This window comes from Rhodococcus rhodochrous, from assembly GCF_014854695.1.
Lineage (GTDB): Bacteria > Actinomycetota > Actinomycetes > Mycobacteriales > Mycobacteriaceae > Rhodococcus.
The window spans coordinates 963,527-988,558 of the sequence record NZ_CP027557.1; the positions used below are offsets into that span (position 1 = coordinate 963,527).

General features: G+C 68.4%; 21 protein-coding genes. 7 read left to right on the top strand and 14 right to left on the bottom strand.

Annotated elements, in window-relative coordinates:
* Positions 1-47 precede the first annotated feature (47 nt).
* Complete coding sequence (locus tag C6Y44_RS04535) at positions 48-1,559, top strand: bifunctional aminoglycoside phosphotransferase/ATP-binding protein (RefSeq protein ID WP_159416644.1); 1,512 nt, start codon at positions 48-50, stop codon at positions 1,557-1,559.
* A 70-nt stretch (positions 1,560-1,629) separates the two neighbouring features.
* Here the strand turns inward: C6Y44_RS04535 and C6Y44_RS04540 are convergent, their stop codons facing one another.
* Together C6Y44_RS04540 and C6Y44_RS04545 are read right to left on the bottom strand one after the other, a co-directional pair.
* Positions 1,630-2,523, bottom strand: a complete 894-nt coding sequence (locus C6Y44_RS04540; RefSeq protein WP_088897845.1) for a universal stress protein — start codon at positions 2,521-2,523, stop codon at positions 1,630-1,632.
* 148 nt (positions 2,524-2,671) lie between these two features.
* Complete coding sequence (locus C6Y44_RS04545) at positions 2,672-4,204, bottom strand: CYTH and CHAD domain-containing protein (RefSeq protein ID WP_159416643.1); 1,533 nt, start codon at positions 4,202-4,204, stop codon at positions 2,672-2,674.
* Between the two features lie 164 nt (positions 4,205-4,368).
* On the opposite strand from C6Y44_RS04545, the gene C6Y44_RS04550 reads away from it, so the two are divergent.
* Complete coding sequence (locus tag C6Y44_RS04550) at positions 4,369-4,914, top strand: flavodoxin domain-containing protein (protein WP_016693032.1); 546 nt, start codon at positions 4,369-4,371, stop codon at positions 4,912-4,914.
* 46 nt (positions 4,915-4,960) lie between these two features.
* On the opposite strand, the gene C6Y44_RS04555 is transcribed toward C6Y44_RS04550, so the two are convergent.
* Positions 4,961-5,467 carry an SRPBCC domain-containing protein gene (locus C6Y44_RS04555; RefSeq protein WP_016693033.1) on the bottom strand — a complete coding sequence of 169 codons (507 nt, stop codon included), beginning with the start codon at positions 5,465-5,467 and terminating at the stop codon, positions 4,961-4,963.
* A gap of 28 nt (positions 5,468-5,495) precedes the next feature.
* A complete protein-coding gene (locus C6Y44_RS04560) occupies positions 5,496-6,416 on the bottom strand; it encodes a pseudouridine synthase (RefSeq protein WP_192378702.1) in 921 nt (306 codons plus the stop codon).
* A 169-nt stretch (positions 6,417-6,585) separates the two neighbouring features.
* On the opposite strand from C6Y44_RS04560, the gene C6Y44_RS04565 reads away from it, so the two are divergent.
* Together C6Y44_RS04565 and C6Y44_RS04570 are read left to right on the top strand one after the other, a co-directional pair.
* A complete protein-coding gene (locus C6Y44_RS04565; RefSeq protein WP_254072913.1) occupies positions 6,586-7,581 on the top strand; it encodes an alpha/beta hydrolase in 996 nt (331 codons plus the stop codon).
* Positions 7,571-8,437, top strand: coding sequence for an oxidoreductase (locus tag C6Y44_RS04570; RefSeq protein ID WP_159416642.1), 867 nt, complete (start codon positions 7,571-7,573; stop codon positions 8,435-8,437). Before C6Y44_RS04565 ends, C6Y44_RS04570 begins: the two co-directional genes overlap by 11 nt.
* A gap of 51 nt (positions 8,438-8,488) precedes the next feature.
* Here the strand turns inward: C6Y44_RS04570 and C6Y44_RS04575 are convergent, their stop codons facing one another.
* The 5 genes from C6Y44_RS04575 to C6Y44_RS04595 form a co-directional block, all read right to left on the bottom strand.
* On the bottom strand, positions 8,489-8,923 hold the full coding sequence (locus C6Y44_RS04575) for a GNAT family N-acetyltransferase (RefSeq protein WP_159416641.1): 435 nt from the start codon (positions 8,921-8,923) through the stop codon (positions 8,489-8,491).
* 24 nt (positions 8,924-8,947) lie between these two features.
* Complete coding sequence (locus C6Y44_RS04580) at positions 8,948-9,682, bottom strand: aspartate/glutamate racemase family protein (RefSeq protein ID WP_159416640.1); 735 nt, start codon at positions 9,680-9,682, stop codon at positions 8,948-8,950.
* 6 nt (positions 9,683-9,688) lie between these two features.
* Positions 9,689-11,206: an NCS1 family nucleobase:cation symporter-1 gene (locus tag C6Y44_RS04585; RefSeq protein WP_159416639.1), complete on the bottom strand. Its 1,518-nt coding sequence runs from the start codon at positions 11,204-11,206 to the stop codon at positions 9,689-9,691.
* A gap of 136 nt (positions 11,207-11,342) precedes the next feature.
* The gene (locus C6Y44_RS04590) at positions 11,343-12,065 is read right to left on the bottom strand and encodes a GntR family transcriptional regulator (protein ID WP_120283956.1); all 723 of its coding nucleotides are present in this window, start codon (positions 12,063-12,065) and stop codon (positions 11,343-11,345) included.
* Positions 12,066-12,167: 102 nt separating this feature from the next.
* The gene (locus C6Y44_RS04595; RefSeq protein WP_159416638.1) at positions 12,168-13,343 is read right to left on the bottom strand and encodes an RNA polymerase sigma factor; all 1,176 of its coding nucleotides are present in this window, start codon (positions 13,341-13,343) and stop codon (positions 12,168-12,170) included.
* Positions 13,344-13,508: 165 nt separating this feature from the next.
* On the opposite strand from C6Y44_RS04595, the gene C6Y44_RS04600 reads away from it, so the two are divergent.
* On the top strand, positions 13,509-14,396 hold the full coding sequence (locus C6Y44_RS04600; RefSeq protein WP_120281510.1) for an oxidoreductase: 888 nt from the start codon (positions 13,509-13,511) through the stop codon (positions 14,394-14,396).
* Positions 14,397-14,448: 52 nt separating this feature from the next.
* On the opposite strand, the gene C6Y44_RS04605 is transcribed toward C6Y44_RS04600, so the two are convergent.
* The 3 genes from C6Y44_RS04605 to C6Y44_RS04615 form a co-directional block, all read right to left on the bottom strand.
* Positions 14,449-16,749 carry a DEAD/DEAH box helicase gene (locus C6Y44_RS04605; protein ID WP_192378703.1) on the bottom strand — a complete coding sequence of 767 codons (2,301 nt, stop codon included), beginning with the start codon at positions 16,747-16,749 and terminating at the stop codon, positions 14,449-14,451.
* A 79-nt stretch (positions 16,750-16,828) separates the two neighbouring features.
* Complete coding sequence (locus tag C6Y44_RS04610; protein WP_024103052.1) at positions 16,829-17,251, bottom strand: organic hydroperoxide resistance protein; 423 nt, start codon at positions 17,249-17,251, stop codon at positions 16,829-16,831.
* Complete coding sequence (locus C6Y44_RS04615; RefSeq protein ID WP_024103053.1) at positions 17,248-17,712, bottom strand: MarR family winged helix-turn-helix transcriptional regulator; 465 nt, start codon at positions 17,710-17,712, stop codon at positions 17,248-17,250. Before C6Y44_RS04615 ends, C6Y44_RS04610 begins: the two co-directional genes overlap by 4 nt.
* Positions 17,713-17,862: 150 nt before the next feature.
* On the opposite strand from C6Y44_RS04615, the gene C6Y44_RS04620 reads away from it, so the two are divergent.
* Positions 17,863-20,292 (top strand): ATP-dependent Clp protease ATP-binding subunit, encoded by a 2,430-nt coding sequence (locus tag C6Y44_RS04620; RefSeq protein WP_159416636.1) that lies wholly within the window; start codon positions 17,863-17,865, stop codon positions 20,290-20,292.
* A gap of 64 nt (positions 20,293-20,356) precedes the next feature.
* On the opposite strand, the gene C6Y44_RS04625 is transcribed toward C6Y44_RS04620, so the two are convergent.
* Together C6Y44_RS04625 and treS are read right to left on the bottom strand one after the other, a co-directional pair.
* On the bottom strand, positions 20,357-21,691 hold the full coding sequence (locus C6Y44_RS04625; protein WP_225623809.1) for a maltokinase N-terminal cap-like domain-containing protein: 1,335 nt from the start codon (positions 21,689-21,691) through the stop codon (positions 20,357-20,359).
* A 56-nt stretch (positions 21,692-21,747) separates the two neighbouring features.
* A complete protein-coding gene (gene treS / locus C6Y44_RS04630; RefSeq protein ID WP_024103056.1) occupies positions 21,748-23,571 on the bottom strand; it encodes a maltose alpha-D-glucosyltransferase in 1,824 nt (607 codons plus the stop codon).
* Between the two features lie 125 nt (positions 23,572-23,696).
* On the opposite strand from treS, the gene C6Y44_RS04635 reads away from it, so the two are divergent.
* Positions 23,697-24,881: an acyl-CoA dehydrogenase family protein gene (locus tag C6Y44_RS04635; RefSeq protein ID WP_174246932.1), complete on the top strand. Its 1,185-nt coding sequence runs from the start codon at positions 23,697-23,699 to the stop codon at positions 24,879-24,881.
* Positions 24,882-25,032 lie beyond the last annotated feature (151 nt).

The following is a 25,032-nucleotide window of genomic DNA, read 5'->3' on the forward strand; positions in this document are numbered from 1 at the left end:
GCACCGGGGGAGTGTCTGAACGACAATGTGGTGGACGAGACGACTCGGTGGGATCCGCCGACGGCAGGGAGGGCGCAGTGACCACAGGTGCCGGACCGGAGGGTGTCGGCTACGCGGGGGTGAGGGAGACGCATTCGTCGGTGGTCTTCTTCGTCGGCAACCGCGTGCACAAGCTGAAGAAGCCGCTCGACCTGGGTTTCCTCGACAACCGCACGCGTGAGGCCCGCGAACGGATCTGCCACCGGGAGGTGGAGCTCAACCGGCGTCTCGCACCGGACGTCTACCTGGGTGTCGCGGACGTCCACGGCCCGGACGGACAGCTGTGCGAGCACCTCGTCGAGATGGTGAGGCTGCCCGACGACCGGCGCCTGGCCGCGGCGGTCCGTCGAGGTGAGGACGTGTCGGCGGTGATCGACGAGGTGGCACGGCAGGTCGCCGCACTGCACGCCTCCTCGCCGCACGGTCCCGAGATCGACCGGTGTGCCTCCGCGGATTTCGTCGCCGAGTTGTGGGATCTCAGTCTCGACCATCTCGGCCGGCTGGAGGTGGGGGCGGATCGTGCCGGGGCGTTGACGCGGATCCGGGAGTCCGTGCACCGTTACCTCGCCGGTCGGACGGTGCTGTTCGACGAACGCATCGCGGCGGGCCGGGCCGTGGACGGACACGGCGACCTGCTCGCCGACGACATCTTCTGTCTCGACGACGGTCCGCGCATCATCGACTGCCTCGAGTTCGACGACGAGTTGCGCTACGGCGACGCAGTACTCGATCTTGCCTTCCTCGCAATGGATCTCGAACGTCTCGGTGCCGAGTCCGCGGCACGGCGGTTGCTCGAACAGTACGGCGAGGTCTCGGGCGATCACCCGCCCTCCTCGCTCGTGCACCACTACATCGCCTATCGAGCGTTGGTGCGCGCGAAGGTGACCGCTCTGCGCTACGAGCAGGGTGATGCAGCGGCGCGGGAGACGGCGACCGGTTTCGTCGAGCTGCTCGAGGGACATCTCGACCGGGGACGTGTGCGCATGGTGCTCGTCGGTGGTGTCTCCGCGACCGGCAAGACGACACTGTCGCGCACGGTCGGTGCGTATCTCGGAGCGGATGTACTGCGCAGCGACGTCGTCCGCAAGGAGTTGGCGGGTCTGCAACCCACCGACCGCACCGGCGACGGTACGGATGCCGGTCTGTACGCACCGGCGCATTCGGAGGCGACCTACGGGGAACTGCTGCGCCGCGCCGAGACCGCTCTTGCCCGCGGGCGATCCGTCGTGCTGGACGCGACCTGGTTGTCGTCCGGGCAGCGCGACGCGGCCCGTAAGGTCGCGGACGGCGCCGCAGTGGACGTGATCGAGATCGAGTGCCGTGCGGACAAGGGAATCCTGTTGCAGCGGATGGCATCCCGCGCCGATCGCGGCGACGATGCCTCCGATGCGACCCCTGCTGTGCTCGAACAGCAACTCCGTCGGCGGGATCCGTGGCCGGAGGCGGTGGCGATCGATACGGGTGTCGAGACCGTCGACGCGGCGCGGCTGGAGAGCATGCTCGGTCCGGCGCCCTGGTGATCGCGCCCCGGGAACAGCGAACGGGGATCGCTTCGTCGAAGCGATCCCCGTCGGCCCGGAACGGTCGGTTCTAGACCTTGCGGGCGATGAGTACCGGGCACGGAGCCTTGTGCAGCAGGTTCTGGCTCGTGGATCCGAGCAGGGCGGCGCGGAACTGGCCACGCCCGTGGCTTCCGACCGCGACGAGCTGGGCGTCGTCGAGGTGCGCGAGCAGGACCTTCGAGGCCGGGCCCCGGTCGATCACACGCTCGACGGTGACCTCGGGATGGCGATCGCTCCAGCCGGCCAGCGTCTCGGCGAGAACCGCGGTCTCCGAGGTCTCCACGGCATCCCAGTCGACCAGTGCGGCCGTGGCGCCGACACCGAGCGCGGCGTCACCGAGCCAGGAGTGCACTGCCCGGAGCGGAACCCCGAGGGCCGACGCGAGATCGAACGCGTGTGTGACTGCGGCAGCGGACAATTCGCTGCCGTCCACACCGACGACGATCGGCCGGGAATCGGGCAGCGGAGAATCGGTGTTGCCGCGCCACACGACCACCGGGCAGGGGGAATGGTTCGCGACGCGCAGAACGGTGGAGCCGAGCAGGAAGTTCTCCAGCGCACCCGCGCCGGTGGCGCCCATGACGACCAGGCGTGCGTCCTCGGCGGCCTCGAGCAGCGACTTGGCTGCGGGTCCGGGACCGATGAACCTGCTGATCTCGAGATCGGGGTGATCTGCGCGGACTCGTTCGGCGGCGTCGGCGAGGAGCTTCTTGCCGTCCTCCTCGAGCTGCTGGATCATCTGCGACTGCACCAGCACCGCGGCCTCGCTGTAGAAGATGCCTTCCGGGGGCATCGAGTGCACGAGGTGGAGGGGTGCTCCGATACGCGACGCGACGGCTCCGGCCCACCGCGCTGCCGCTACAGCCGTTTCGGAGCCGTCGACGCCTGCGACGACTGCCTTGCGGGTGCTCGGTGTGCTCATCGATATCTCCTTCTCGTTGCGGCGCGCGGCTTCCCGTGCGCCGGTCGGCTCGAGGCCACGTTACCGCCACGACGCGGCTGTGGCCCGGTGTCGACGATCTTCATGATCTCCGATCCGGGGTGCCCGGGCCAGGGCCTTCGGACCTCGATCAGGTCCACAATCGACGGGCGGAGCGGAAGGCCTTCTTCCAGCCGCCGTCCAGATGCGCGGCCTGCGCGTCGCCGAGCTCGGTCTCGATGCGGAACAGGATCCCGAGCCCGAAACTGGTCTCGGCGGTGTGCCCCTGCTCGGAGAGCATGTCCAGGAGATGTTCCCGCGCCACGACGGAGTCCTGGAATTCACCGAGCAGATCCTGGAAGTCGTCGAACCGGTCGAGGATCCGTCCGGAACGCTTCGGATGCAGCGGCGCGATCACCTCGATGGCGTACCGCATCCGTTTGGCGCCCTTGCGTGCCCGGTGCATCAGCGCGTCGCGCTCCGCCGGGTCCTCGGCGTCGCCGACCCTGTCGACGCGGCGCGAGACCTTCTTCGACAGCGCTGCGACCGCGCGCAACAGTTCCTTCCGTGCCACCTTCGGCCGTGCCCCCGCCGCTTCGGTGGCGGGCGCGAGGTCGATGATCGCCGCGTCGAGGCGGGTGAGCAGCCCGACGTACCGATCCGAGTCCAGGGTGTCGACGGCTTCGAGGCGGGCGGCCTCCGACCGTGCCGAGAAGTACTCGTCGATACGGGCTCTCGTCGCTTCCCGGTGCGAGTCCACGGGGATCTCGGCCACGCGATCCGCGAGCCGCTCCCATTGGACCTCGAGATCGCGTGAGGGGCTGAGACGTCTTCCGAGCCAACGGAGTTCGTCGACGAGATCGTGATCGACGACGATCTCGTCGGAATAGGTCTGCAGTGCGCTGCGCAGACGCCGCGCGGCCTTGCGCATGCTGTGCACCGCGTCGGGCGTGTCGCGACGGACCGCGATGTCCGACAGCTCCAGGGTGTGCAGTTCGCTCGAGAGATAGTCGCGTACCGGGAGCAACCCCTTCGCGATCGACGGGCGGGTGGGGATCAGGTCGCCGAGCACGCGGTGGAGCTTCGACGGGCTCTCCGAACGGGTGATGCCGACGGCCGCGAAGCGTTCCTCGAGCGCCGTGAGGAATCGGCCGACCGCCTTGTCGCCGAGGGTGGAATTCCACTCGACCTCGATCTCCTTCCAGCGGATCTCCGATCCGTCGGCTCCGCGCACGGCGTCGACATCGTCGACCACCACCTCCGCGACGAGGCCGCCGTCGGACGACCGGAGTCGGTGCCGATGTCGTCGGGTCACGAGCAGAGCGGCCAGGCTCAGCGGGGCGCCGCGCCGGATGCCGCGCAACAAGGACTCGAGGTCTGCGGGAACGTCCTCGGCCGAGTCGTCACCGAGAGGGAAGTGCAGTTCGGTGCGGGTGTCGATACCGGACGGCAGTTTGAGATGCCATCCCGCGTCGTCGCCGCCCTCGCGCCTCCGGAGCGTGATCTTCGAGCGCAGCAGGCTCAGCTCGGCGGTGTCGTAGTACTGGGCCGACAGTTCGAACCGGTCGACGTCGATCGCATCGACGGACGGCAGTCCCGTCAAGTCCGGAAGCGGCCGGTCGCCGGGGGCGGAATACTTGCGTTCCGCCTCCTCCGCGACGGTCGCCGGCGATGTGCTGGGCATGCATCTACTCCTTCTCCGTCTATGTCGAGTCCACCTTGCCACGCGGTCCGATATGAGGGGGTTCGTCCGACTGTGATCTGCCGATACCGGGCAAAGGGCACTTCGGCCCTGGTCAAGGCCCGGTTCCGGGGTGATCATGGTTCGACGCGGGTCCGGAGGTAGTGATGAAGGTTCTTGTTTCGGTGGCCAGTCGGCACGGTTCGACCGCGGAGATCGCGACAGCGCTGGCCGCGTCGATGCGCCACCACGGCGCGCAGGTCGACGTGAACGCGCCCGAGCACGTCGACGAGGTCGACGCGTACGACGTCGTGGTGCTCGGCAGTGCCGTCTACCGCAGTCGCTGGCTGCGCAGCGCGCGGGAGTTCTCCGACCGGCACGCGGCCGAACTGCGCGAACGCGACGTCTACCTGTTCTCGTCGGGTCCCGTCGCCTCGGGCGGGAGGTCGGTGAACACGTGCTACGACGCGTGCGCCGTCGCCGAACGCGTCGAGGCCGTCGAACATCGCACCTTCCCGGGGAAGTTGGATCCGGCGGTGCTCGGCACCGGCGAACGGATGGTTGTCAGGATGGTCGGTGCCCCTTCCGGTGACTTCCGGGACTGGGACGCGATCGGTGCCTGGGGTGCGCGCATCGTGGCGCGCACGACCGCCCGGGAACACGATCTCGACGGCGTCGGTTCGGCTCCTGCGCGACGTGGGGCGCGCCGCTAGGCGGATATTCCACCCGGGCGGTCGGCCCGGATCCCGAGCCGGGCGATCAGCCCGAGCTTCCCTGATAGTGCGTGCTCAGTTCGGCTGCGCGGTCCCAGATCGACCAGTCGACCGGACGTTCCTCCAACTGGGCCTCGACCACCTCGAATCCGGCGTGCCAGGCGGCGCCGTGTGCGAGGGCGTCCTCCTCGTCGTCGGTGGTGTGGGTGAGGGTGAGCCAGCACCCGCCGGAGCCGTCCGGAGTGAGTTCCCAGTGCAGAACGTCGGTGTCCCAGAGGTATTCCAGGATCCGTGCGGGCCGCACCGTGAGGACACTGCCCATGGTGGTGTGCCCTTCCGGCAGGCCGAAACGTCGGGTCTGTTCCTGCGTCGAGCGGAATTCGAGTGTGGCGCCGGGTGTGAGCTCGAACTCGACGTCGGCAGGGAACCAGGCGCGGAGATGGTGCGGATCGGTCAGGACCCGCCACACTCTCTCCGGCGAGTGGGGGAACGAGCGTTCGAACCGCAGGGCCACCCGCCCGTCATAGGTACGCGAGATGCTGCCGATTTCCATGGAAACCTCCAAGACGAGAACTCGCCGGTCAGCGGGGTCCTGGTGTGCTGTTACTCCATGCTGCCAGGTTTCGTCGGCTTACGAAGCGGGTCGGCCGACCTGTGATCGGATCGTGGAACGACAGGGACCTGGCCAGAAGCTGCAGCGGATTCGAATAGTCCTGCGGCCCAACCTCGTACACCTCCGGATAGAGGTTGTCGCCGAGGATGGGGATTCCCAGGGAGTTCATGTGTACCCGGAGTTGGTGCGTCCGGCCGGTCTCGGGACGCAATCGGTAACGCGCACGGCCGCCGGCCGTGCCTGTGACGTCGATCCGGGTGACGGCGTTGACGGGACCGTCGACCTCGCGTGCCTGCAGCACTCCGCGTTCCTTGACGATGCGGCTGCGGACCTCGCGAGGGAAGTCGAGATGCGGCGCCGCCGGGGCGATCGCCTCGTACTCCTTCTCGACGAGACGCCGGTCGAACAACATCTGGTACGCGCGTCGTGCCTCGCGCCGGACGGTGAACACCAGAACGCCCGCCGTGAGCCGATCGAGACGATGGACGGGGGACAGCTCGGGCAGATCCAGTTCCTTGCGCAACCGGACGACGGCGGTCTCCGTCACCCACGAGCCGCGCGGGGTGGTCGCCAGGAAGTGCGGTTTGTCCACTACGAGCAGGTTCTCGTCGCGGTGGAGGACGTCGATCTCGAAGGGGACGCGCTGTTCGGCGGGCGGATCACGGTAGAGATACACGAATTCGCGCGGGACGTACGGGGTCGAATGTGTGATCGCTGTGCCGTCCTGTACGACCACTTCGCCGCATTCGATCTTCTCCGCGATGCGCGTCGCATCGCTCGGGAAGCGCGCGAGCAGGAACTCCGCTATGGTCTCCCAACTGGGGTTTTCCGGCAGTCGCAGGCGGGTGGGGTTCAGGCCGTCGCGAACGGGGAGGGGAGCTTCGGGCACGGATTGTCAGGCTAGCGGTGCGAACGGAATGCGAATGCCGAGGGCCCGACGATAACGCTGCCGGACTTTCCACGATAACGATTGTGTGCAAGCCTGCTTAAGGTTTCTGCACCGTCGATACCCTGGGACGGAAGTGAAGAATGTTACTGGAGTGCAAGGGGAGCTTGTTGTGACGATTTCGGCGAAGACCGGAACCCGTCGGCGGGGGGGACGCGCTCTCGTACGGCTGCTGGTGGCGGCACTGGTGCTTCCGCTGGCACTCGCGTTCAGCGGGCTCGGTGCCGGCACGGCTGCGGCCGACCCGTACGAACGCTTCCACGAGGACATGGTCGCCGCACCGGGTGGGGTCGGGGCGATCAAGGTGCGCATCTGGCGAGCGAACAACGGCAGCAACAAGGCCGTCTATCTGCTCGACGGTCTGCGCGCCACCGACGACGTGAGCGGCTGGGAACACGAGACCAACGCGGCGTGGCTCGCCGATCACGGCGTCAACGTGATCATGCCGGTGGGTGGACAGTCGAGCTTCTACGCCGACTGGTACGCGCCGAGCAATTTCAACGGCCAGCCCTACACCTACAAGTGGGAGTCCTTCCTCACCCAGAACCTCCCCGACCATCTCGCGAACGCCTACGGCATCGACCGCAACAACAACGCGGTGGTCGGCCTGTCGATGGGCGGTAACGCGGCGCTGATCCTGGCCGCCTACCACCGCGACCAGTTCAAGTTCGCCGGCTCGCTCTCGGGTTACCTCAACCTCTCGGCTCCGGGTATGCGCGAAGCCATCCGTCTCGCCATGCTCGACGCCGGCGGATACAACGCCGACGCGATGTGGGGACCGCCCTGGAACCCGGCGTGGCTGCGTCACGACCCGTTCGTCGCGGCGCCGCAGCTGCGCGGCCTGCCGATGTGGATCTCCGCGGCGAGCGGCCTGCCCGGCCAGTACGACCGGCCGAGCTCGCTGGTGGGCAGCTTCAACACGACCAACGCCATGGGTCTCGAAGCGCTCGCCCGCACGCAGAACCGTGCCTTCCAGGTGCGCCTGCTGACCTTGGGGATCGACACCGCACACTTCTCGTTCCCGATCGTCGGTACCCACTCGTGGGGCTACTGGCAGGACGAGCTGTGGGCGATGCTCCCGATGCTCAAGTCCTCGATTGGCGCCTGACGCCACCACATCGCTGGTCGGCCGCACCGTCGTCGTGACGGGGGCCACCAGCGGGGTGGGTGAAGCGACGGCCCGGGCCCTCGGGGCTGCCGGTGCCACCGTCGTCCTCACCGGTCGCAACGTCGACCGGGGCAAGCGCATCGCCGACGAGATCGGCCCCCGGGCCGAGATGATGTCGCTCGATCTCGCCGACCTCTCGGCGATCCGTGCCTTCGCGGACGCCTTCGCCGATCGGCGGATCGACATCCTGGTCAACAACGCCGGGGTCATGGCGGTGCCGCTGCGTCGCACCGCCGACGGGTTCGAGATGCAGATGGGAACGAACCATCTCGGACACTTCGCCCTGACCGGACTGCTGTTGCCGCGCATCACCGGTCGCGTCGTCACGGTGTCGAGTGCCGCCCATCTGATCGGCCGGATCGATCTCGACGACCTCAACTGGGAACGCCGCCCGTACAACCGCGCCGCGGCGTACGCACAGTCGAAGCTCGCGAACCTGCTGTTCGCGCTCGAGCTCGAACGACGACTCGCCGCGGTCCGCTCACCGCTGCGCGCCGTCGCGGCCCATCCGGGCTACGCGGCGACCGAGGTGGGCAGTCACACGGGGACGTGGTTCGACCGGTTGTTCGGTTTCGGCAAGACGATCCTGCAGCGCACCCCGGACCAGGGAGCCGAATCGGTCGTGCTCGCCGCTTCCGATCCGGGCATCGCGGGCGGCTACATCGGTCCGCGTTTCCTGCTCTACGGAGCGCCCGGTGTCGCCGGCGTGGGGCGTCGCGCCCGCGACCGCGAGACCGCGACGCGGCTGTGGGAGTTGTCGGAGAAACTCACCGGAGTCCATGTCGAGATCGGCTGATACGCGTCGTCGCCCGCACCCCGTGACCGCAGCCCGACGGGCGCCGTGTGGTCACGGGGTGCGGCGCATCGGCACGTGGTCGATCCCGGCCTCGAGGTAGTTCGCTCCGGTGCGCACGAACCCGAATCGCGCGTACCAGTGCTCCAGGTACGCCTGCGCCGAGATGTCGACCACCCCCGGACAGGTCCCGAGCGCCACCTCGATCAGCTCCGCGGCGAGGCCGCGCCCGCGTGCGTGCCGGGCGGTGGCGACACGGCCGATGTGGGCGATGTCCCCGTCGTCGTGGAGCACGCGCAGCGTCGCGAGAACGTCGTCCCCCTCCCGCGTCCAGAACAGTTCGGTGGTCGGGTCGAGATCGCGGCCGTCGAGTTCCGGTTCGCTGGTGATGCCCTGCTCGAAAACGAACACGTCGGTCCGCAGAGCGACGATCCGGTACAGGCTCTCGGGATCGGTCTTCCTCAGCGGGGCATGATGGATGGATGGCACGTCCCGATCGTAGGGGGCGGGGCTTCACCCGCCCGTCGTGAACCCCTCGAGGAGTCCCGCATAGCGCTTCGGCGGGGGAGTCGCGAACTCTTCTCGCTTGCCGGTCGCCAGCCCCATCGTGACCAGCGACTGTACGGTCAGCGTCGCGGCCGCGACACCGTCCACCACCGGCACGCCGATCTCCGCGGAGATGTGCGCACACAGGTCGGCCATCCCGGCGCAGCCGAGCACGATGGCGTCGGAACCGTCCTCGTACAGGGCGTCGAGGCACGCCTCGGTGACGATCTTGCGTGCGTCGGGATCGCTGTCGAGGGCGAGCACCGGCAGGTCGCACGCGTGCACGCCCCGGCACGCGTCGCGCATGCCGTAGCGGTGCGCGAGGTCCCACGCGCGTCCGGTCGTGCGGGCCAGCGTCGTGACGACGGAGAATCCGCGCCCCAGGACCGCAGCGGTGTGCATGGCGGCCTCGGCGATGCCGACGACGGGCCCGGCGGCGAGCTCGCGCGCCGCGTCCAGCCCGGGATCGCCGAAGCACGCGATGACGTAGCCGTCGACGCCGTCGCGTTCACCCCTCTCGATCTCGGTGAGGATGCCCGGCACGGCGAGCGCCTCGTCGTAGTGGCTCTCGATCGACGGAGGTCCCATCGTGGGGCTGACCGCCTCGACGCGTGTGCCCGGACCTGCGACGGCCCGGGCACACGCCTCGATCCTGGCGGTCATCGACCACGTGGTATTCGGGTTGACGACCTTGATGAACATGGAGGATCAGACTGCTTCCTGTGCGACCCGGTCGGGGAGACGGACTGCGAGGCGGGTGCGGGTCGCGAGCAGGTGGTAGACGACGAAGCCGAGACCGCAGCCGATGAACCAGCTGTACTGGGCGGCGGTTCCCATGCCGGGAGCATCGTTGAACAGCACGGGGATCATCGCTACCACGGCCCCGACGACGGTCGCGATCACCGCGGCCGGGTTGTAGCCCTTGCGGTAGAAGTACGCACCCTTCTCGGACATCGTGAACAGGTCGTCGACGATCACCTTCTGCTTGCGCACGAGGTAGTAGTCGGCGATGAGGATGCCGAACAGCGGACCGATGAACGCGCCCAGGGTTTCCAGGGTGTAGTGGATGACCTCGGGGTTGTTGTACAGATTCCACGGGGTGATGAGCACCGAGCCCACCGCGGCGATCATGCCGCCGGCGCGCCAGCTGATCTTCTGCGGGCTGACGTTCGAGAAGTCGAAGGCCGGGGAGATGAAGTTCGCGACGATGTTGATGCCGATCGTGGCGATGGCGAAGGTCAGTGCGCCGAGCACGATCGCGAAGGTCGAATCGATGCGGGCGACGGTCTCGACGGGGTCGGTGATCAATTCGCCGTAGACGGGCAGCGTGAGCGACGCGGTGATCACCACGAGCAACGAGAAGACCAGGAAGTTCACCGGCAGACCGAGGAAGTTGCCCTTCTTGACGGCGGCGTAGGACTTCCCGTACCGGGAGAAGTCGCCGAAGTTGAGCATCGGGCCGGAGAAGTACGAGACCACCAGGGAGATCGCGCCGAGCATGACCGGCACCGACGACCATCCGGTGTGCGTGACCTCGCCGAGGGTCAGATCGATCGCGCTCCAACCGGCCTGGGAGATCAGGTAACCGCACAGCAGGAACATCACGACGTAGACGGCAGGGCCGCAGAAGTCGATGAACCGTCGGATCGACTCCATGCCACGCCAGAACACGCAGGCCTGCAGCACCCAGAGCGTCAGGAAGCTGACCCATCCGAGTGCGGACAGGCCGGCGAATCCGTAGTCCTCGACCACCGCGTACGGCGCGAGCGAGGGGAACAGCTTGATCAGCACCACGTCGAGTGCTGCCGAGGCGAGGAAGGTCTGGATCCCGTACCACGCCACCGCGATCAGGCCGCGGATGATCGCCGGGATGTTCGCGCCGAGGACGCCGAAGACGCTGCGGCAGATCACCGGATAGGGCACACCCGTGACCTGGCTGGGCTTGGCGACGAGATTGCAGAAGAAGTAGACGATCGTGATGCCTACGAGCAGGGCCACGAGGACCTGCCAGCTGGCCAGACCGAGAGCGAACAGGCTGCCGGCGGTGACGTACCCGCCCACGCTGTGGACGTCGGACATCCAGAACGCGAAGATGTTGTACGAACCCCACCGCTGGTTCTTCAACGGGGCGAGGTCGTCGTTGGTCAACCGCGGGTCGTATCCGGTCGCGGGCGGCGGGGGTGCGGTGGGGACGCTACCGGCGCTCGGTGTCAGCACTTCGGTCATGCCTGCTCCTGTGCGAGGGGGAGCCGCCCGTGCCCCGGTGCGAGGCCGGTGGGCGGAGTCGAATCGATCGACGGAACATCAACGGCGGTGGTGAATTCCGATGTGCAGACCGTAACGGGGCGATATTGCCGGAGAGTTACCCGAACTGTATATCTTCCGCGGGAAGCAGGCCGGATTCGGCGGTGAGGCCGGAGATGGCGACGTCGAGATGCCGGTTGTGGTGTTCGGACGCCGCGAGCAGCGCGTCGGTGTCGCGCGCCAGGAAAGCGGTGAGCATCGCCTCGTGCTCGCGATGGAGTTCGGCGCGCTCGGAATCGCTCACGTGCACCATCGGTTGCACGGGTTCGGTGATGTTCCAGGCGTATTCGAGCATGTGCAACAGGCGGTGCATGCGGGACGGCCGGGTGAGGGCCATGTGGAAGACGCGGCTCTCGCGGTGATAGCCGCGCGGGTCGCCTTCCTGCACAGCGCGTTCGAGAAGACGGTGCGACTCCTCGACGCGCCGGTCGTCCTCCTCGGTGGCGTTGCGCACGGCCGCCGCGAGTGACGCCGATTCGAGAGTCTCACGGACGAGATACATTTCGCGCAGTTCCGCGATCGTCAGCTGGGCGACGATGTATCCGTGGTTCTGCCGGTGGGTCACGAGACCTTCGCCGATGAGGGTCTTGAGTGCTTCCCGGACCGGGATGCGGCTCACCCCGAACAACTCCGCGACCTCCCCGACGGGGATCGGTGTGCCCGGGGGTGCGGCTCCGGAGAGGAAGGCGCGGCGCAGCTCCTCGAGGATCACGTCCTGCGGGCGGCCCGGTACGTCGACGCGGAGCTCGTCCAGCAACGCGGATCTACGGCGTGGTGCCACGACCGGGTCCTCCTTCGTCACCGGAATGCGAGTGCTCGACTCCGCGAAGGTAGTCCCGTCGTGTTACGTCCTCGTCTCCGCTGTGTGACGGGGATGCACACCTCACGCGCCGCCGCGCGGAGGGAAGGTCGGCAGCGTCGGCATCGGCCGCGGTGTGGTGGGCGTACCCGTGGTGGGGCGAGGCGTCCCGGTGTTCGGCGCGTCGCTCTCCTCGATGTCCCGGCGGGGGCGGTCCTCGTCCGGCTCGGTGTCGCGTCCCGGCCCGCCGCGCCTGGTGAAGCCACCGGCGGTCGACGTCGCCGTGGTGGTGGGGGCGGCGGTGGTTTCCGCAGCGGGCTCGGCGGTCGGTGCCGAGGTGGTGGTCACCACCGATGCTTCGACCTCGGGTTCCTCCGTCGTCGTCTCCGCGGGCTCGGGGGTCGTGGTCTCGGTCGTCGCTGCGGTCGTGGTCGTCGCGACCGGCGACCCGATGTCGAGCGTCGGCTCGGCAGCAGGACGCAGGACCTGCCGCTCGACGGGCTCGGCCTGCGGGAACACGAAAAGCGCACCGACGCCCAGCACCGCGAACACCGCCACCGATGCCGCGATGACGGGAACGGTGCGCCTCGCCCGGCGATCGCGACGGGGGAAGCCCTCCCGGTCCAGCGGTTCGAGCCGACGCCCGAGATCGAGCAGTTCCGCCTCCGAGGGCTGCACCGCGAGCAGCCGTCCCCGCAGGTGCGCGGGCAGAGGGGTGAAGGGGAGAAGCGAGAACGTTCCGAGAGCGTTCGGCACCCGGGGCACCGCACGGTCGACGAAGTCCTGCGCATGGGCGAGGACACGTCCGTCGCCGGCGGAGCCGAGCATCGCCTCGATCTCGTGGGACGAGAAGTGATGCCGGACCGTGAGGTCGACGACCTCGCGGGCGGTGCCGTCGAGCAGGTGGACCGCCTCGCGGACGTCGAGCACGTCGGAGGCGGCCTGATAGGCGGGGTCGGCCGCGGGGAGATATTCGAGGGCGGAGCCGGTGCGCTCGAGCACGCGGATGCATTCGGCGCGGACCACGGCGTAGAGCCAGGCCCGCAGGAGACTCTCGTCGCGCAGCGAGCGGATCCGCGCGGTCGCCGTCCAGACCGCGTCGTACACCACGTCCGAGGCCGACGACACGGCGACGAAGCCGCACGCGTACGCGTACAGGCCGGGGGCGAAACGGTCGAAGACCGCTGCCGTGGCGTCCGGCTCCCCGTTCCGCAACGCTGCGGCGAGTTCGCGGTCCGGACGTCCGGGGTGGTGCCCCATCGATGGAACCTCCCTGTCGTGCATGCGCCCCCGCGCGCCTGCGGTCGTGAGTTCCGGGGAAGTCTACGAGCAGGTGCGCCCCACGGCGAGGATGCGATCCATCGGGCCCGTCGACGCCGGAAACAGGGGTGTCGCCACGCGGCGCGCGTCCGTAGGGTGGCGGGCATGGGGTGGACCACGAACGATATTCCGGATCTGTCGGGACGCACGATGGTCGTGACGGGGGCCAACAGCGGACTCGGTGCGGAGACCGCCCGGGCGCTGGCCCGGGCCGGTGCCGAGGTGGTGCTCGCCTGCCGCGATGTCGGCAAGGGTGAGTCGGTCGCGGCCGACCTCGGCGACCGCGCGACGGTGCGTCGTCTGGACCTGGCGGATCTCTCGTCGATCCGTGCGTTCGCCGACGAGGTGCGTGCCCGGCACGAGCGCATCGACGTCCTGGTCAACAACGCAGGCGTCATGGCGGTGCCGTTGCGGCGGACGGCCGACGGTTTCGAGATGCAGATCGGGACCAATCACTTCGGCCACTTCGCCCTCACCGGGTTGCTGCTCGATCGCATCACCGACCGGGTGGTGACGGTCAGCAGCACGATGCACCGCATCGGCAGCATCGATCTCGACGACATCAACTGGGAACGCCGCCGCTACGAGCGCTGGCTCGCCTACGGGCAGTCGAAGCTGGCGAACCTGCTGTTCGCGTACGAACTGCAGCGGCGCCTCAGCGCCGCCGGATCGAGCGTGAGTTCGCTTGCTGCACATCCGGGTTATTCGTCGACGAATCTGCAGTACCGCAGCGAGTCCTGGCACGGGAAGATCGTCGAACTCGTCACCCCCATCATCGGGCAGTCCCCGCAGCAGGGCGCACTCCCGACTCTTTACGCGGCGACCTCGCCGGAGGCGGAACCGGGCGGCTACTACGGGCCGGATTCCTTCTTCGAGATGCGCGGCCGGCCGAAGCGGGTGCAGTCCACCTCGCGGTCACGCGACGAGATCCTGGCGCGGAGGTTGTGGGAACTGTCCGAGCGGCTGTGCTCCGTCGAGTACTCGATGCCCTAGAGCGTCGATGCCGTAGCTCCTGCAGGGCTGCAGTCCTGCAGGGCTGCAGTTCTCAGGTCAGGGTGAACGAGACCGGCGGCAGATCGTCGCGCCGGCACAGTCCGGTCTGATCCACGAGGTCGAGGGTGCGCAGATAACGCCGGACCAGATCGCCTGCCGAGAGCCCCGCATCCGATGCGGTGCGCAGGGCGGCGGCGAGTCCGTCCCCGCGTGCCCAGCGGTGGATCGCGGCGACGGCGATCGGATCCGGATCCGGCCCCACTTCCAGGCCGAGACGCTCTTCGCGTCCGGCGAGTTCGCTCCACAGCCGTGAGGTGGCGCGCAGCGCCTCGTCGATCGCCGGGGTGGTGCGTCCCGGGACTCCGACGGTGCGGCGCCGGGTCTCGCCCAGAGCGCTCGAGGCGACGGCGGCGAGTTCGGCCGGTGTCAGCCCCGACCACGCGCCCGTCCGCACGCATTCGGCGACGAGAAGGTCGTTCGCACAGTAGATCCGGCCCAGGCGACGACCGTCGTCGGTGACGTAGGCCGACCCGCCCATCGGGTCGCGGAGCAGATAACCCCGCTCCTCGAGCAGATCCAGTGTGCGATCGAAGGTCTCGACGAGGCGGCCGGTGACCGTGTCGATCTGCGACCGCATCCGTTCGGTGTCGCCGTACACCGCGGCGCGTCGTGTCGAGAGAGCGAGAAGGCGCTCCCTGTCGCCGCGTCGATGCGCGGGATGCGACCGCACCGCCCGTGCCAGCGACGTCACCAGCTCGGCCGAACCGGAGCGCCGTGCCTCGGCGAGCCGGTCGCACAGGTGCCGGTACTCGGTGAAGCCCTCGACGTCCCCGAGTTCGGTGTCGAGATCACGCAGCGCCGTCGTGTTCGCGCGGACGGCGTCGGTGAGCGCCGCGACGGATCGTTCGGCCTGGAACTGGGCGAACGAGCGTCGCAGGAACTCGCGGGAGCCGGGGATGCCGCGGCCGGCGACCAGATTGACCGCGGTGTTGTAGCCGACGCGCAGCGAACTGTGCAGCGGGTACGAGCGTGCGCCGGCGAGACCGGCGACGGTCGCGGGGGCGGCCTCGGGACTCCACAGCACGACGGCGTGGCCTTCGACATCGATGCCGCGGCGGCCGGCGCGACCGGTGAGCTGGGTGTACTCGCCGGGAGAGAGGCGCACCGGGCCGTCGGCGGTGGGTTTGACGAGGCGTTCGAGGACGACGGTGCGCGCCGGCATGTTCACCCCCACGGCGAGGGTCTCGGTGGCGAACACGACCCGCACGAGACCGCGGGCGAACAACTCCTCGACGGTGTGACGGAAGGCCGGGATCAGGCCGGCGTGGTGCGCGGCGAAACCGCGTTCGAGTCCTTCGAGCCACTCTGTGTGACCGACGGCGTCGAGATCGGCAGGCGGCAGGGCGGCGGTGTGCCGGTCGGCGACCGCACGGATCTCGGCGACGTCGGCCGCCTCGGTGAGACGGACCGACGATTCGAGGCATTCGGTGACGGCGTCGTCGCAGCCGTTGCGGCTGAACCGGAACCAGATGGCCGGCAACAGTTGTTCGGCCTCGAGCCGGGCGACGACCTCGGGCAGGTCGGCACCGGCCGGTCCGGGTGCTCCGCGTGCACGTCGCCGTCGTTGTCCACGGCCGGTCGCGGGGCCGGGCGCGGCCTCGACGAGCTGACGGTGGGCGATGTACCGCTCGAGGGTCTCGTCGACGGTGCCGGACGGGGACAGCAGGTCGAACAGCCGCCCGCCGGCGAGCATGTGCTGGGTGAGCGGGACTGGCCGTGTCTCCTCGACGACGACCGCGAGGTCGCCGCGGACGCCGCGCAGCCAGCCGCCGAACTCCTCGGCGTTGCTGACCGTGGCCGACAGGCTGGTCAGCCGCACGTCGTCGGGGAGCGAGAGGATCGCTTCCTCCCACACCGCGCCGCGTTCGCGGTCGGCGAGATAGTGCACCTCGTCCATGACGACGTGGGTGAGTCCGTGCAGGAGCGGGGAGCCGCCGTGCAGCATGCTGCGCAGCACTTCGGTGGTCATGACGACCACGGGCGCATGAGGGTCCAGCGAGATGTCGCCGGTGAGCAGACCGACACGGTCGTCGCCGAACCGGCGCGACAGGTCGAGATACTTCTGGTTGCTCAGCGCCTTGATGGGGGTGGTGTAGAAGCAGCGTCCGCCCGCTGAGAGTGCGAGACGGGCGGCGAATTCACCGACGACGGTCTTGCCCGCCCCGGTGGGAGCGCACACCAGCACGTCGCGGTCGTCCTCGAGGGCGCGGCAGGCCTCGACCTGGAAGTCGTCGAGGGGAAAATCGAGTTCGGTCGCGAACAGCGAGAGCTGCGACCGGTCCTGCGTGCGCACATGTCCACGCTACGGGTCGGCGCGGACACGTGCGCAACGCAGGGGGGACGTCAGTCGCTCGTCACCCCTCGGGGGTGACTCAGTCGTCCGTCACCTCGAGGGTGACGTCGATGTTGCCGCGGGTCGCGTTGGAGTACGGGCACACCTGGTGGGCCTTCTCGGTGAGCTCGAGCGCCTGCTCGCGGGGGAGGTTCGGCAGGGTCACCTCGAGGGTGACGGCAAGACCGAATCCGCCGCCGTCGGTCGGGCCGATGCCGACGCGGGCGCCGACCGCGGAGTCGCTGACGTCCGCCTTCTCCTGCCGGGCGATCATCTGCAGTGCCGAGTGGAAGCACGCGGCGTATCCGGCGGCGAAGAGCTGTTCGGGGTTGGTGCCCTTGCCGCTGCCGCCCATCTCGGTGGGGATGGACAGGTCGACGTCGAGCTTGCCGTCGCTGGTGCGGGCGTGGCCGTCGCGGCCTGCTCCGGTGGCGAGTGCTTCGGCGGTGTAGATGATGTTCACGATGTCCTGCCTTTCTTCGAGAGTGCGCCGGGTGCTTCCTGCAACGCGGCGGTCAGGCGGTGGAGCGTCTCGCGCAGCGCGACCAGTTCGTCGACGTCGAACCGGCTGTCCCGCGTCACGCAGCCGGGGATGTCCGCGGCCTCTGTCCGGAGTGCATCTCCCGCTTCGGTGAGGTGGACGACGACACGACGTTCGTCGGTCTGCTGCCGGCGTCGTTCGACGTATCCGGCGGCCTCGAGCCGTTTGAGCAGGGGGGACAGTGTGCCCGTGTCGAGATCGAGCGAGTCGCACAGATCCTGCACGCCTCGCGCGTCGCGTTCCCACAGTGCCAGGAGCACGAGGTACTGCGGGTAGGTGATGCCCAGCCGATCGAGATGCGGCCGATAGGCGGCCGTGATGGTGCGGGAGGCGCGGTAGAGCGCGAAGCACACCTGCTGGTCGAGTTCGAGTGGAGACGGCACGGGAATGAATGTAGCGCCCCGTTTTGTTGTACACAACATTAATGGCCACAACTCGATACGTGTTCCAGATCACTTCCATGTGGGAATTGAGAGAACTCTGGGCACGTTAGTTGAGTGAGAATGGCTCAAGTTCGACAGAAAGGCTTCGGAATGCCGGCATTCTTCGGGCCTGGTGGCCCCGGCCGAATCGACATCACACGTTTCATGAGCCGCGGTACCCAGGACCTCCTCGCCCACGCAGCGCGTTACGCCACCGACCGTGGTGACGCGGAACTCGACGTGCTGCACCTCCTTCGCGCGATGGCGGAGCAGGATCCGTCCCGCACGGTCATGACGCGCGCCGGAGCCGACCCCGCCGACGTCGCTGCCGCCGTCGACCAGCGGCTGCCGCAGAGCCGCCCCGGTGAGGCCGTCTCCGCACCCGCACTGACCGGTGCAGTGAAGACCGCACTCCTCGAAGCGCACCAGCTCTCGCGTGCGCTCGGCTCCACCTACATCGACCCCGAGCACCTGTTCTTCACGCTCGCGGCCGACCAGACCCGCGCTCCCGGACGACTGCTGGCGTCGCTGGGCGTGACCCCGCAGTCGTTGCAGACCGCGCTGCAACCCACCCCCGCAGCTCCCGTCGCGGAGGAGACCCCGACGCCGACGCTCGACAAATTCGGCGTCGACCTCACCGAGCGGGCCCGCGGCGGCGGCATCGACCCCGTCATCGGCCGTGCCGACGAGATCGAGCAGACGATCGAGATCCTCGCCCGACGCACCAAGAACAACCCGGTGCTCGTCGGTGAGGCCGGCGTCGGCAAGACCGCCATCGTCGAAGGGCTCGCCCAGCGCATCGTCGACGGCGACGTCCCGGACATCCTGCAGGACAAGCGGATCGTCCAGCTCGACCTGACGGCGATGGTCGCCGGAACCCGCTACCGGGGCGACTTCGAGGAACGCCTCACCGCGGCACTCGACGAGATCACCGCCCAGCAGGGCAAGCTCATCGTCTTCATCGACGAGATCCACACCGTCGTCGGCGCGGGCGCCGGCAACGAGGGCGCGATGGACGCGGCGAACATCCTCAAGCCGAAGCTCGCCCGCGGTGAACTGCACGTCGTCGGTGCGACCACCCTCGACGAGTACCGCAAGCACATCGAGAAGGATCCGGCGCTCGAACGTCGTTTCCAGCCGGTCACGGTCGACGAGCCCGCCCGCGACGACGCCGTCGCGATCCTGAAGGGTCTCGCCGATCGGTACGCCGAGTTCCACAAGGTCCGGTACACCGACGAAGCGCTCGAAGCGGCCGTCGACCTGTCGATGCGGTACCTGCCCGACCGGCATCTGCCGGACAAGGCGATCGACCTCGTCGACCAGGCCGGTGCACGACTGCGCCTGCGGGTGCCGCGCACCGACGTGACCGAACTGCGTTCGCGGCTGGACGAACTCGAAGCCGAGAAGGATCGCGCGGTCGAGGCCGAACAGTACGAGGAAGCCTCGCGCATCCGCGACGAGATCCTGCGCATCCAGGCGCGGATCGACGGTGACGGTGGTGAGGGCGACGGCGAGGGAACTCCCACCGTCGACCCCGAGCTGATCGCCGAGATCGTCTCGCGGGCCACCGGGGTTCCCGCCTCGCAGATGACCCGTGCCGAGAAGGAGAGGCTGCGCACTCTCGAGGACGAGCTGCACAAGCGTGTCGTCGGGCAGGACGAGGCCGTCCACGCCGTGGCACGCGCCGTGCGGCGCAGCCGCTCCGGCATGAGCGACCCGCGTCGTCCGGTGGGCAGCTTCCTGTTCCTCGGTCCCACCGGCGTCGGCAAGACCGAGCTCGCGAAGGCACTCGCCGAGGTCCTCTTCGGCGACGAGCGCACCATGCTGCGCATCGATATGAGCGAGTTCGGCGAACGCCACACCGTGAGCCGTCTCGTCGGTGCCCCTCCCGGTTACGTCGGTTACGGCGAGGCCGGGCAGCTCACCGAACAGGTGCGTCGCCACCCCTATTCGGTGGTGCTGCTCGACGAGATCGAGAAGGCGCACCCGGACGTGTTCAACACGCTGCTGCAGGTCCTCGACGACGGTCGCCTCACCGACGGTGAGGGACGCACGGTGGACTTCACCAACACCGTCGTCATCATGACCAGCAACCTCGGTTCGGACATCATCTCGAGCCGCGGAGGCGCGCTCGGCTTCACCACCGGTGACGCCGAGGCGGCCGAGAAGCCGCTGCGCGATCGGGTCATGGGACGGCTGCGCGAATCGATGCGGCCGGAGTTCCTCAACCGCATCGACGAGATCGTGATGTTCCGCAAGCTCGACGACGACCAGCTGCACCGGATCACCGAGCTGCTGCTCGACGACAGCCGGAAGCGGCTGCAGAGCAAGGGGATCGATCTCGAGTTCACCGCCGACGCGGTGGCGTGGATCGCCCGCAACGGTCACCAGCCCGAGTTCGGTGCCCGTCCGTTGCGCCGCTCGATCTCCCGGGTGGTCGACGATCGCATCGCCGACATGCTGCTCGACGACGTGCTCGCCGAGGGCAACCGGGTCACGGCGGACGTCGTCGAGGACGAATTGCTGCTCCAAGTCGGCTGACTTGCACGACGAGGAAGGGGAGAGATGCCACGGCATCTCTCCCCTTCCCGCGTTCGGGCTGTGGTCAGCGGGCGGTGAGACGACGGATCGCCTCGAGCGGCAGGTGCAGCCACGAGGGCCGGTGCCGTGCCTCGTAGACCACCTCGTAGACCGCCTTGTCGAGCTCGTAACCGCGCAGCAGGACGTCGGAGTCCCGCGGATCCGTGCCCGAGGCAGCTGCGTAGCCGTCGCAGAAGGCGGCACAGTTGCGTTCGGCCCACTCCCGGGCCCGGAACTCCCGCTGCGACTCCACCGCCGTGCCCTGTTCGGATTCACGGATCGAGTGATGCGCGGCGTAGTCGAACGACCGCAGCATTCCCGCCACGTCCCGGAACGGACTGTCGGGTTTGCGGCGCTCCTCGAGTGACTTCGCGGGTTCGCCCTCGAAGTCGATGAGCAACCAGCGCTCGGGGGTACGCAGCACCTGTCCGAGATGAAGGTCTCCGTGGATGCGGTGCACCGGAACCTGACCCAGCGCCGCGACCTCCTCGAACCGCGCCCGGACCGCGTCGGTGAGTCCGGCGAGCTCGGGGACCTCGGCCGCTGCACCCTCGAGCCGGCGGATCATGCCCTCGGCCAGTTCGGCGGCGGCGCGTTCGTCGGTGCCGAGCGCGGAGCCGAGATGGGCGTGCACATCCGCCACGGCCGCACCGATGCGATGGGATTCCCCGGCGAAGTCGGTGCCCACCTCGTCGGCGCGCAGGTCTCCTTCGAGGAGCAGGTCCCGGACACTGCCGAGCGCCATCGACCAGCCGTCGGCCGAGTTCGCCGCGAAGTCCTGCACCATCGCCAGCGTGGTGCGGACCCCGTCGACCTCCGCTTCGATCCACGCCCGGATCGGGGCGATCGACCGGCATCCGTCCTCACCGAGCGCGAGCGGCAGCTCGACGTCCGGATTGATGCCGAGCGTGAGCCGACGGAACATCTTGAGCAGCAACTTCTCTCCGAGGACCACGGAGGTGTTGGACTGCTCCGCGCTCAGCGCACGCCCACGCAGGCCCGGTTCGATGACCGCGCCCGGCACGGTGTGGAGATCCACCGGGCCGGCGGGGGTGCCGCTCGCCAGATTGCGCGAATACCGGTCGAGGATCTCCTGGTCGCGGAGGCCGTCGTAGACGTGCAGGCCGTGGTCGTGGGAGTCGTCGGGGCCGACCACGCTCCAGGACTGCAGTTCCTCGGGGAGATGGGAACGGAAACCGAGGGGCACCTGATAGATCTGGTCCGCGGTCGAGTCGAACGAGACCTTCACGATCAGATGGTCGGCCCCGAAACCGGACTCCTCCACGAGCGGATGACGCAGGACGACACCGATCCCGGTGATGGTGTGGCCCTTGGCCGCGAACCATCGCTGGTGCGGCATCCATTCGCGCAGATCCTCGACGAGCCGTTCGTCCGGATAGAGCTCGCTGTTGGTCGTCACGGCTGCACCGCCGCTTCCGCTTCGCTGCTCACCGGGTGCTCGCCCGGTCCCTCCTTCGACGGATCGGGTTGCAGCGCGAACCAGAAGAATCCGTGACCGGGCAGGGTGATCATGTAACCCTCCTCCGTGATCGTCGGGAACGGGACGGACCCGGTCAGCTCCACCGGGATCCACCCGGCGAAGCGCGACAGATCGAGGACGACCGCCTGCGGATAGCGCGACAGGTTGTTCACGCACAGGATGACGTCGCTGTAATTGCGTTCCGGGCCGGGCGACATCTCGCGCAGATAGGACAGGATCGCGGGATTCGCGCTGCCGAGTTCGGTGAACGAGGCCTTACCGAAGGCCGGATGCTGCTTGCGGACCTGGATCATCCGCCGCGTCCAGTGCAACAGCGAGTTCGTCGAGTTCATCTGCGATTCGACGTTCACCGCCTGGTACCCGTAGGTGGGATCCATGATCACCGGCAGGTACAGCCGGCCCGGGTCGGCGCGGGAGAAGCCCGCGTTGCGGTCGGGGGTCCACTGCATCGGGGTCCGCACCGCGTCGCGGTCGCCGAGCCAGATGTTGTCGCCCATGCCGATCTCGTCGCCGTAATACAGGACGGGGGAGCCCGGTAGGCTCAGCAACAGGGCGGTGAAGAGCTCGAGCTGGTTGCGGTCGTTCTCCAGCAACGGCGCCAGACGACGGCGGATGCCGATGTTGGCGCGCATCCGCGGGTCGGTGACGTACTCGGCGTACATGTAGTCGCGTTCCTCGTCCGTCACCATCTCGAGGGTCAGCTCGTCGTGGTTGCGGAGGAAGATGCCCCACTGGGCGGTCTTCGGGATCGGCGGGGTCTGGGCGAGGATCTCCGAGATCGGGAAACGGTTCTGCCGCCGCACCGCCATGAAGATGCGCGGCATCAGCGGGAAGTGGAAGGCCATGTGGCACTCGTCGCCGATCTCGGGTTCGCCGAAGTACTCGACGACGTCGGTGGGCCACTGGTTCGCCTCCGCCAGCATCACCCGGCCGGGATATTCGGCATCCATCACCGCACGGCACTTCTTGAGGAAGGCGTGCGTCTCGGGGAGGTTCTCGCAGTTGGTCCCCTCACGCTCGAACAGATAGGGGACCGCGTCGAGGCGGAACCCGTCGATGCCGAGATCGAGCCAGAAGCGCAGGACGTCGAGCATCGCGTCCTGTACTTCGGGGTTGTCGTAGTTCAGGTCGGGCTGGTGCGAGAAGAACCGGTGCCAGTAGTACTGCTTGCGCACCGGATCCCACGTCCAGTTGGACGTCTCGGTGTCGACGAAGATGATGCGGGCTTCCTGGTATCGGTCGTCGACATCCGACCACACGTAGAAGTCGCCGTACGGCCCGTCGGGGTCGCTCCGCGATTCCTGGAACCACGCGTGCGTGTCGGACGTGTGGTTCATGACGAGGTCGGTGATGACGCGGATACCGCGTTTGTGCGCCTCGTCGAGGAAGGTCACGAAATCCTCGACCGTGCCGAACTCCGGTAGCACGGCACGGAAGTCGCGGATGTCGTAACCGCCGTCTCGGAGCGGTGAATCGTAGAAGGGCGGCAGCCAGATGCAGTCGGCGCCGAGCCACGCGATGTAGTCGAGTTTCTCGGTCAGTCCACGCAGGTCGCCGGTGCCGTCGTTGTTCGAGTCGTTGAAAGCGCGGGCGAGGACCTCGTAGAACACCGCGGTCTTGAACCAGTCCGGGTCGACGGGCAGGCTGCGCGCATGGGCGAAGTCCTCGGCCCGGCTCTCGACGAGATGACCGTCTTCGGTGTGTTCGTATTCGGGTACTCGGTCGGACGGATCCGGCATGGCACCTCCGTGCTCGTCGCGTCGCAGGATGGACTCGCCCCAGAATGCCCCGGCGGACGGATTTCCACACCCGGACCGGACGGAACGCTATGTGAGTGCACGTGTGCGCCGATAGATTGGCGGGCATGACTGCGAACCGGCCCGAAGGGCGGGTGGCCGAGCTGTGCACCCGCATGCGTTCGTTCATCGACGACGAGGTGATTCCTCTCGAACCCGTCCTGAGCCGCCACGACGACAAGGCCGCCGAGGCACTCGCCGGGCTGAAGGCCAGGGCGAAGGAACTCGGGTTGTGGGCACTGGGGCATCCCGAGGAGATGGGCGGGGGCGGGGTTCCCTTCCTCGACTTCGTCTACCTCAACGAGATCATCGGCCGCTCCGAGTACGGTCAGCTCGCGGTGGGATCGGTGTCCATGCAGGACGCCCTGATGATCCAGCGTCACGGCACCGCCGAACAACGCGAGCGCTGGATCCCGGGGCTCGTCTCCGGCGACATCCTGCCCTCCGTCGGCATGACCGAGCCGGAAGTGGCGGGATCCGACCCCGTGCTCGTGCAGACCACCGCCCGGCTCGAGAACGGCGAATGGGTGATCGACGGGCACAAGTGGTTCACCACCGGCGCCGCGCAGGCCGGCTACTGCACGGTCTTCGCCCGGACCGAACCCGAGTCGACTCCGCTGCACCGCAGCATCAGCGCGATCATCGTGCCCATCGACACCCCCGGACTCGAGATCGTGCGGGCGATCCCCACGATGGGGCACGACCCGAGCGATCACTACGAGGTGCGGTACGACGGTGTGCGGGTTCCCGAGGAGAACGTGCTCGGTGAACGCGGCAACGGCTTCGTCGTCGCACAGGACCGGCTCGGACCGGGACGGATCTTCCACTGCATGCGATGGCTCGGCCAGGCCCAACGGGCCTTCGAACTCATGTGTGCCCGCGCCAACTCGCGCTTCGCGCACGGTTCGCTGCTCGCCGAGAAGGGCGAGATCCAGCGCTACATCGCCGAATCCGCCGCCGACATCCAGGCCGCACGTCTGATGACCCTGGACGCCGCGCGGGTGATGGACGCGGGGGAGGACGCCCGGGTCCGGATCGGGCTCATCAAGTTCCGAGGCGCGCAGATGCTGCACGACGTCGTCGACCGCGCGATCCAGGTGCACGGGGCGCTCGGTCTCACCGCCGACACGCCGCTCGAGGGGATGTACCGGCGGGCGCGCTACGCCCGTATCTACGACGGCCCCGACGAGGTGCACCGGATGTCCACGGCACGGCGGATGCTGCGCGACCCGGAACGCGTGCCGTGGCGGTAGACCGCCGGCCGCTCGTGACCGGTACGACCGACTCTTCGCACTAGGGTCTTTCGGCACGCCGGGAGGCCGATGCAAGTATGTGGCGTGACATCGGGGGAGGTCGGTAACAGGGAGCGGTCGAGCGGCGCACGGCCCGAAGGGCGATGGCGCT

Bases quoted from the DNA above. Each gene is read 5' to 3' on its own strand.
- C6Y44_RS04585 (WP_159416639.1), bottom strand. From the start codon at position 11,206: ATGACCGAAGTGCTGACACCGAGCGCCGGTAGCGTCCCCACCGCACCC.
- C6Y44_RS04595 (WP_159416638.1), bottom strand. From the start codon at position 13,343: ATGGGGCACCACCCCGGACGTCCGGACCGCGAACTCGCCGCAGCGTTG.
- C6Y44_RS04635 (WP_174246932.1), top strand. From the start codon at position 23,697: ATGACTGCGAACCGGCCCGAAGGGCGGGTGGCCGAGCTGTGCACCCGC.
- C6Y44_RS04620 (WP_159416636.1), top strand. From the start codon at position 17,863: ATGCCGGCATTCTTCGGGCCTGGTGGCCCCGGCCGAATCGACATCACA.
- treS (WP_024103056.1), bottom strand. From the start codon at position 23,571: ATGCCGGATCCGTCCGACCGAGTACCCGAATACGAACACACCGAAGAC.
- C6Y44_RS04540 (WP_088897845.1), bottom strand. From the start codon at position 2,523: ATGAGCACACCGAGCACCCGCAAGGCAGTCGTCGCAGGCGTCGACGGC.
- C6Y44_RS04625 (WP_225623809.1), bottom strand. From the start codon at position 21,691: ATGCCGCACCAGCGATGGTTCGCGGCCAAGGGCCACACCATCACCGGG.
- C6Y44_RS04545 (WP_159416643.1), bottom strand. From the start codon at position 4,204: ATGCCCAGCACATCGCCGGCGACCGTCGCGGAGGAGGCGGAACGCAAG.
- C6Y44_RS04580 (WP_159416640.1), bottom strand. From the start codon at position 9,682: ATGTTCATCAAGGTCGTCAACCCGAATACCACGTGGTCGATGACCGCC.
- C6Y44_RS04550 (WP_016693032.1), top strand. From the start codon at position 4,369: ATGAAGGTTCTTGTTTCGGTGGCCAGTCGGCACGGTTCGACCGCGGAG.
- C6Y44_RS04555 (WP_016693033.1), bottom strand. From the start codon at position 5,467: ATGGAAATCGGCAGCATCTCGCGTACCTATGACGGGCGGGTGGCCCTG.
- C6Y44_RS04600 (WP_120281510.1), top strand. From the start codon at position 13,509: ATGGGGTGGACCACGAACGATATTCCGGATCTGTCGGGACGCACGATG.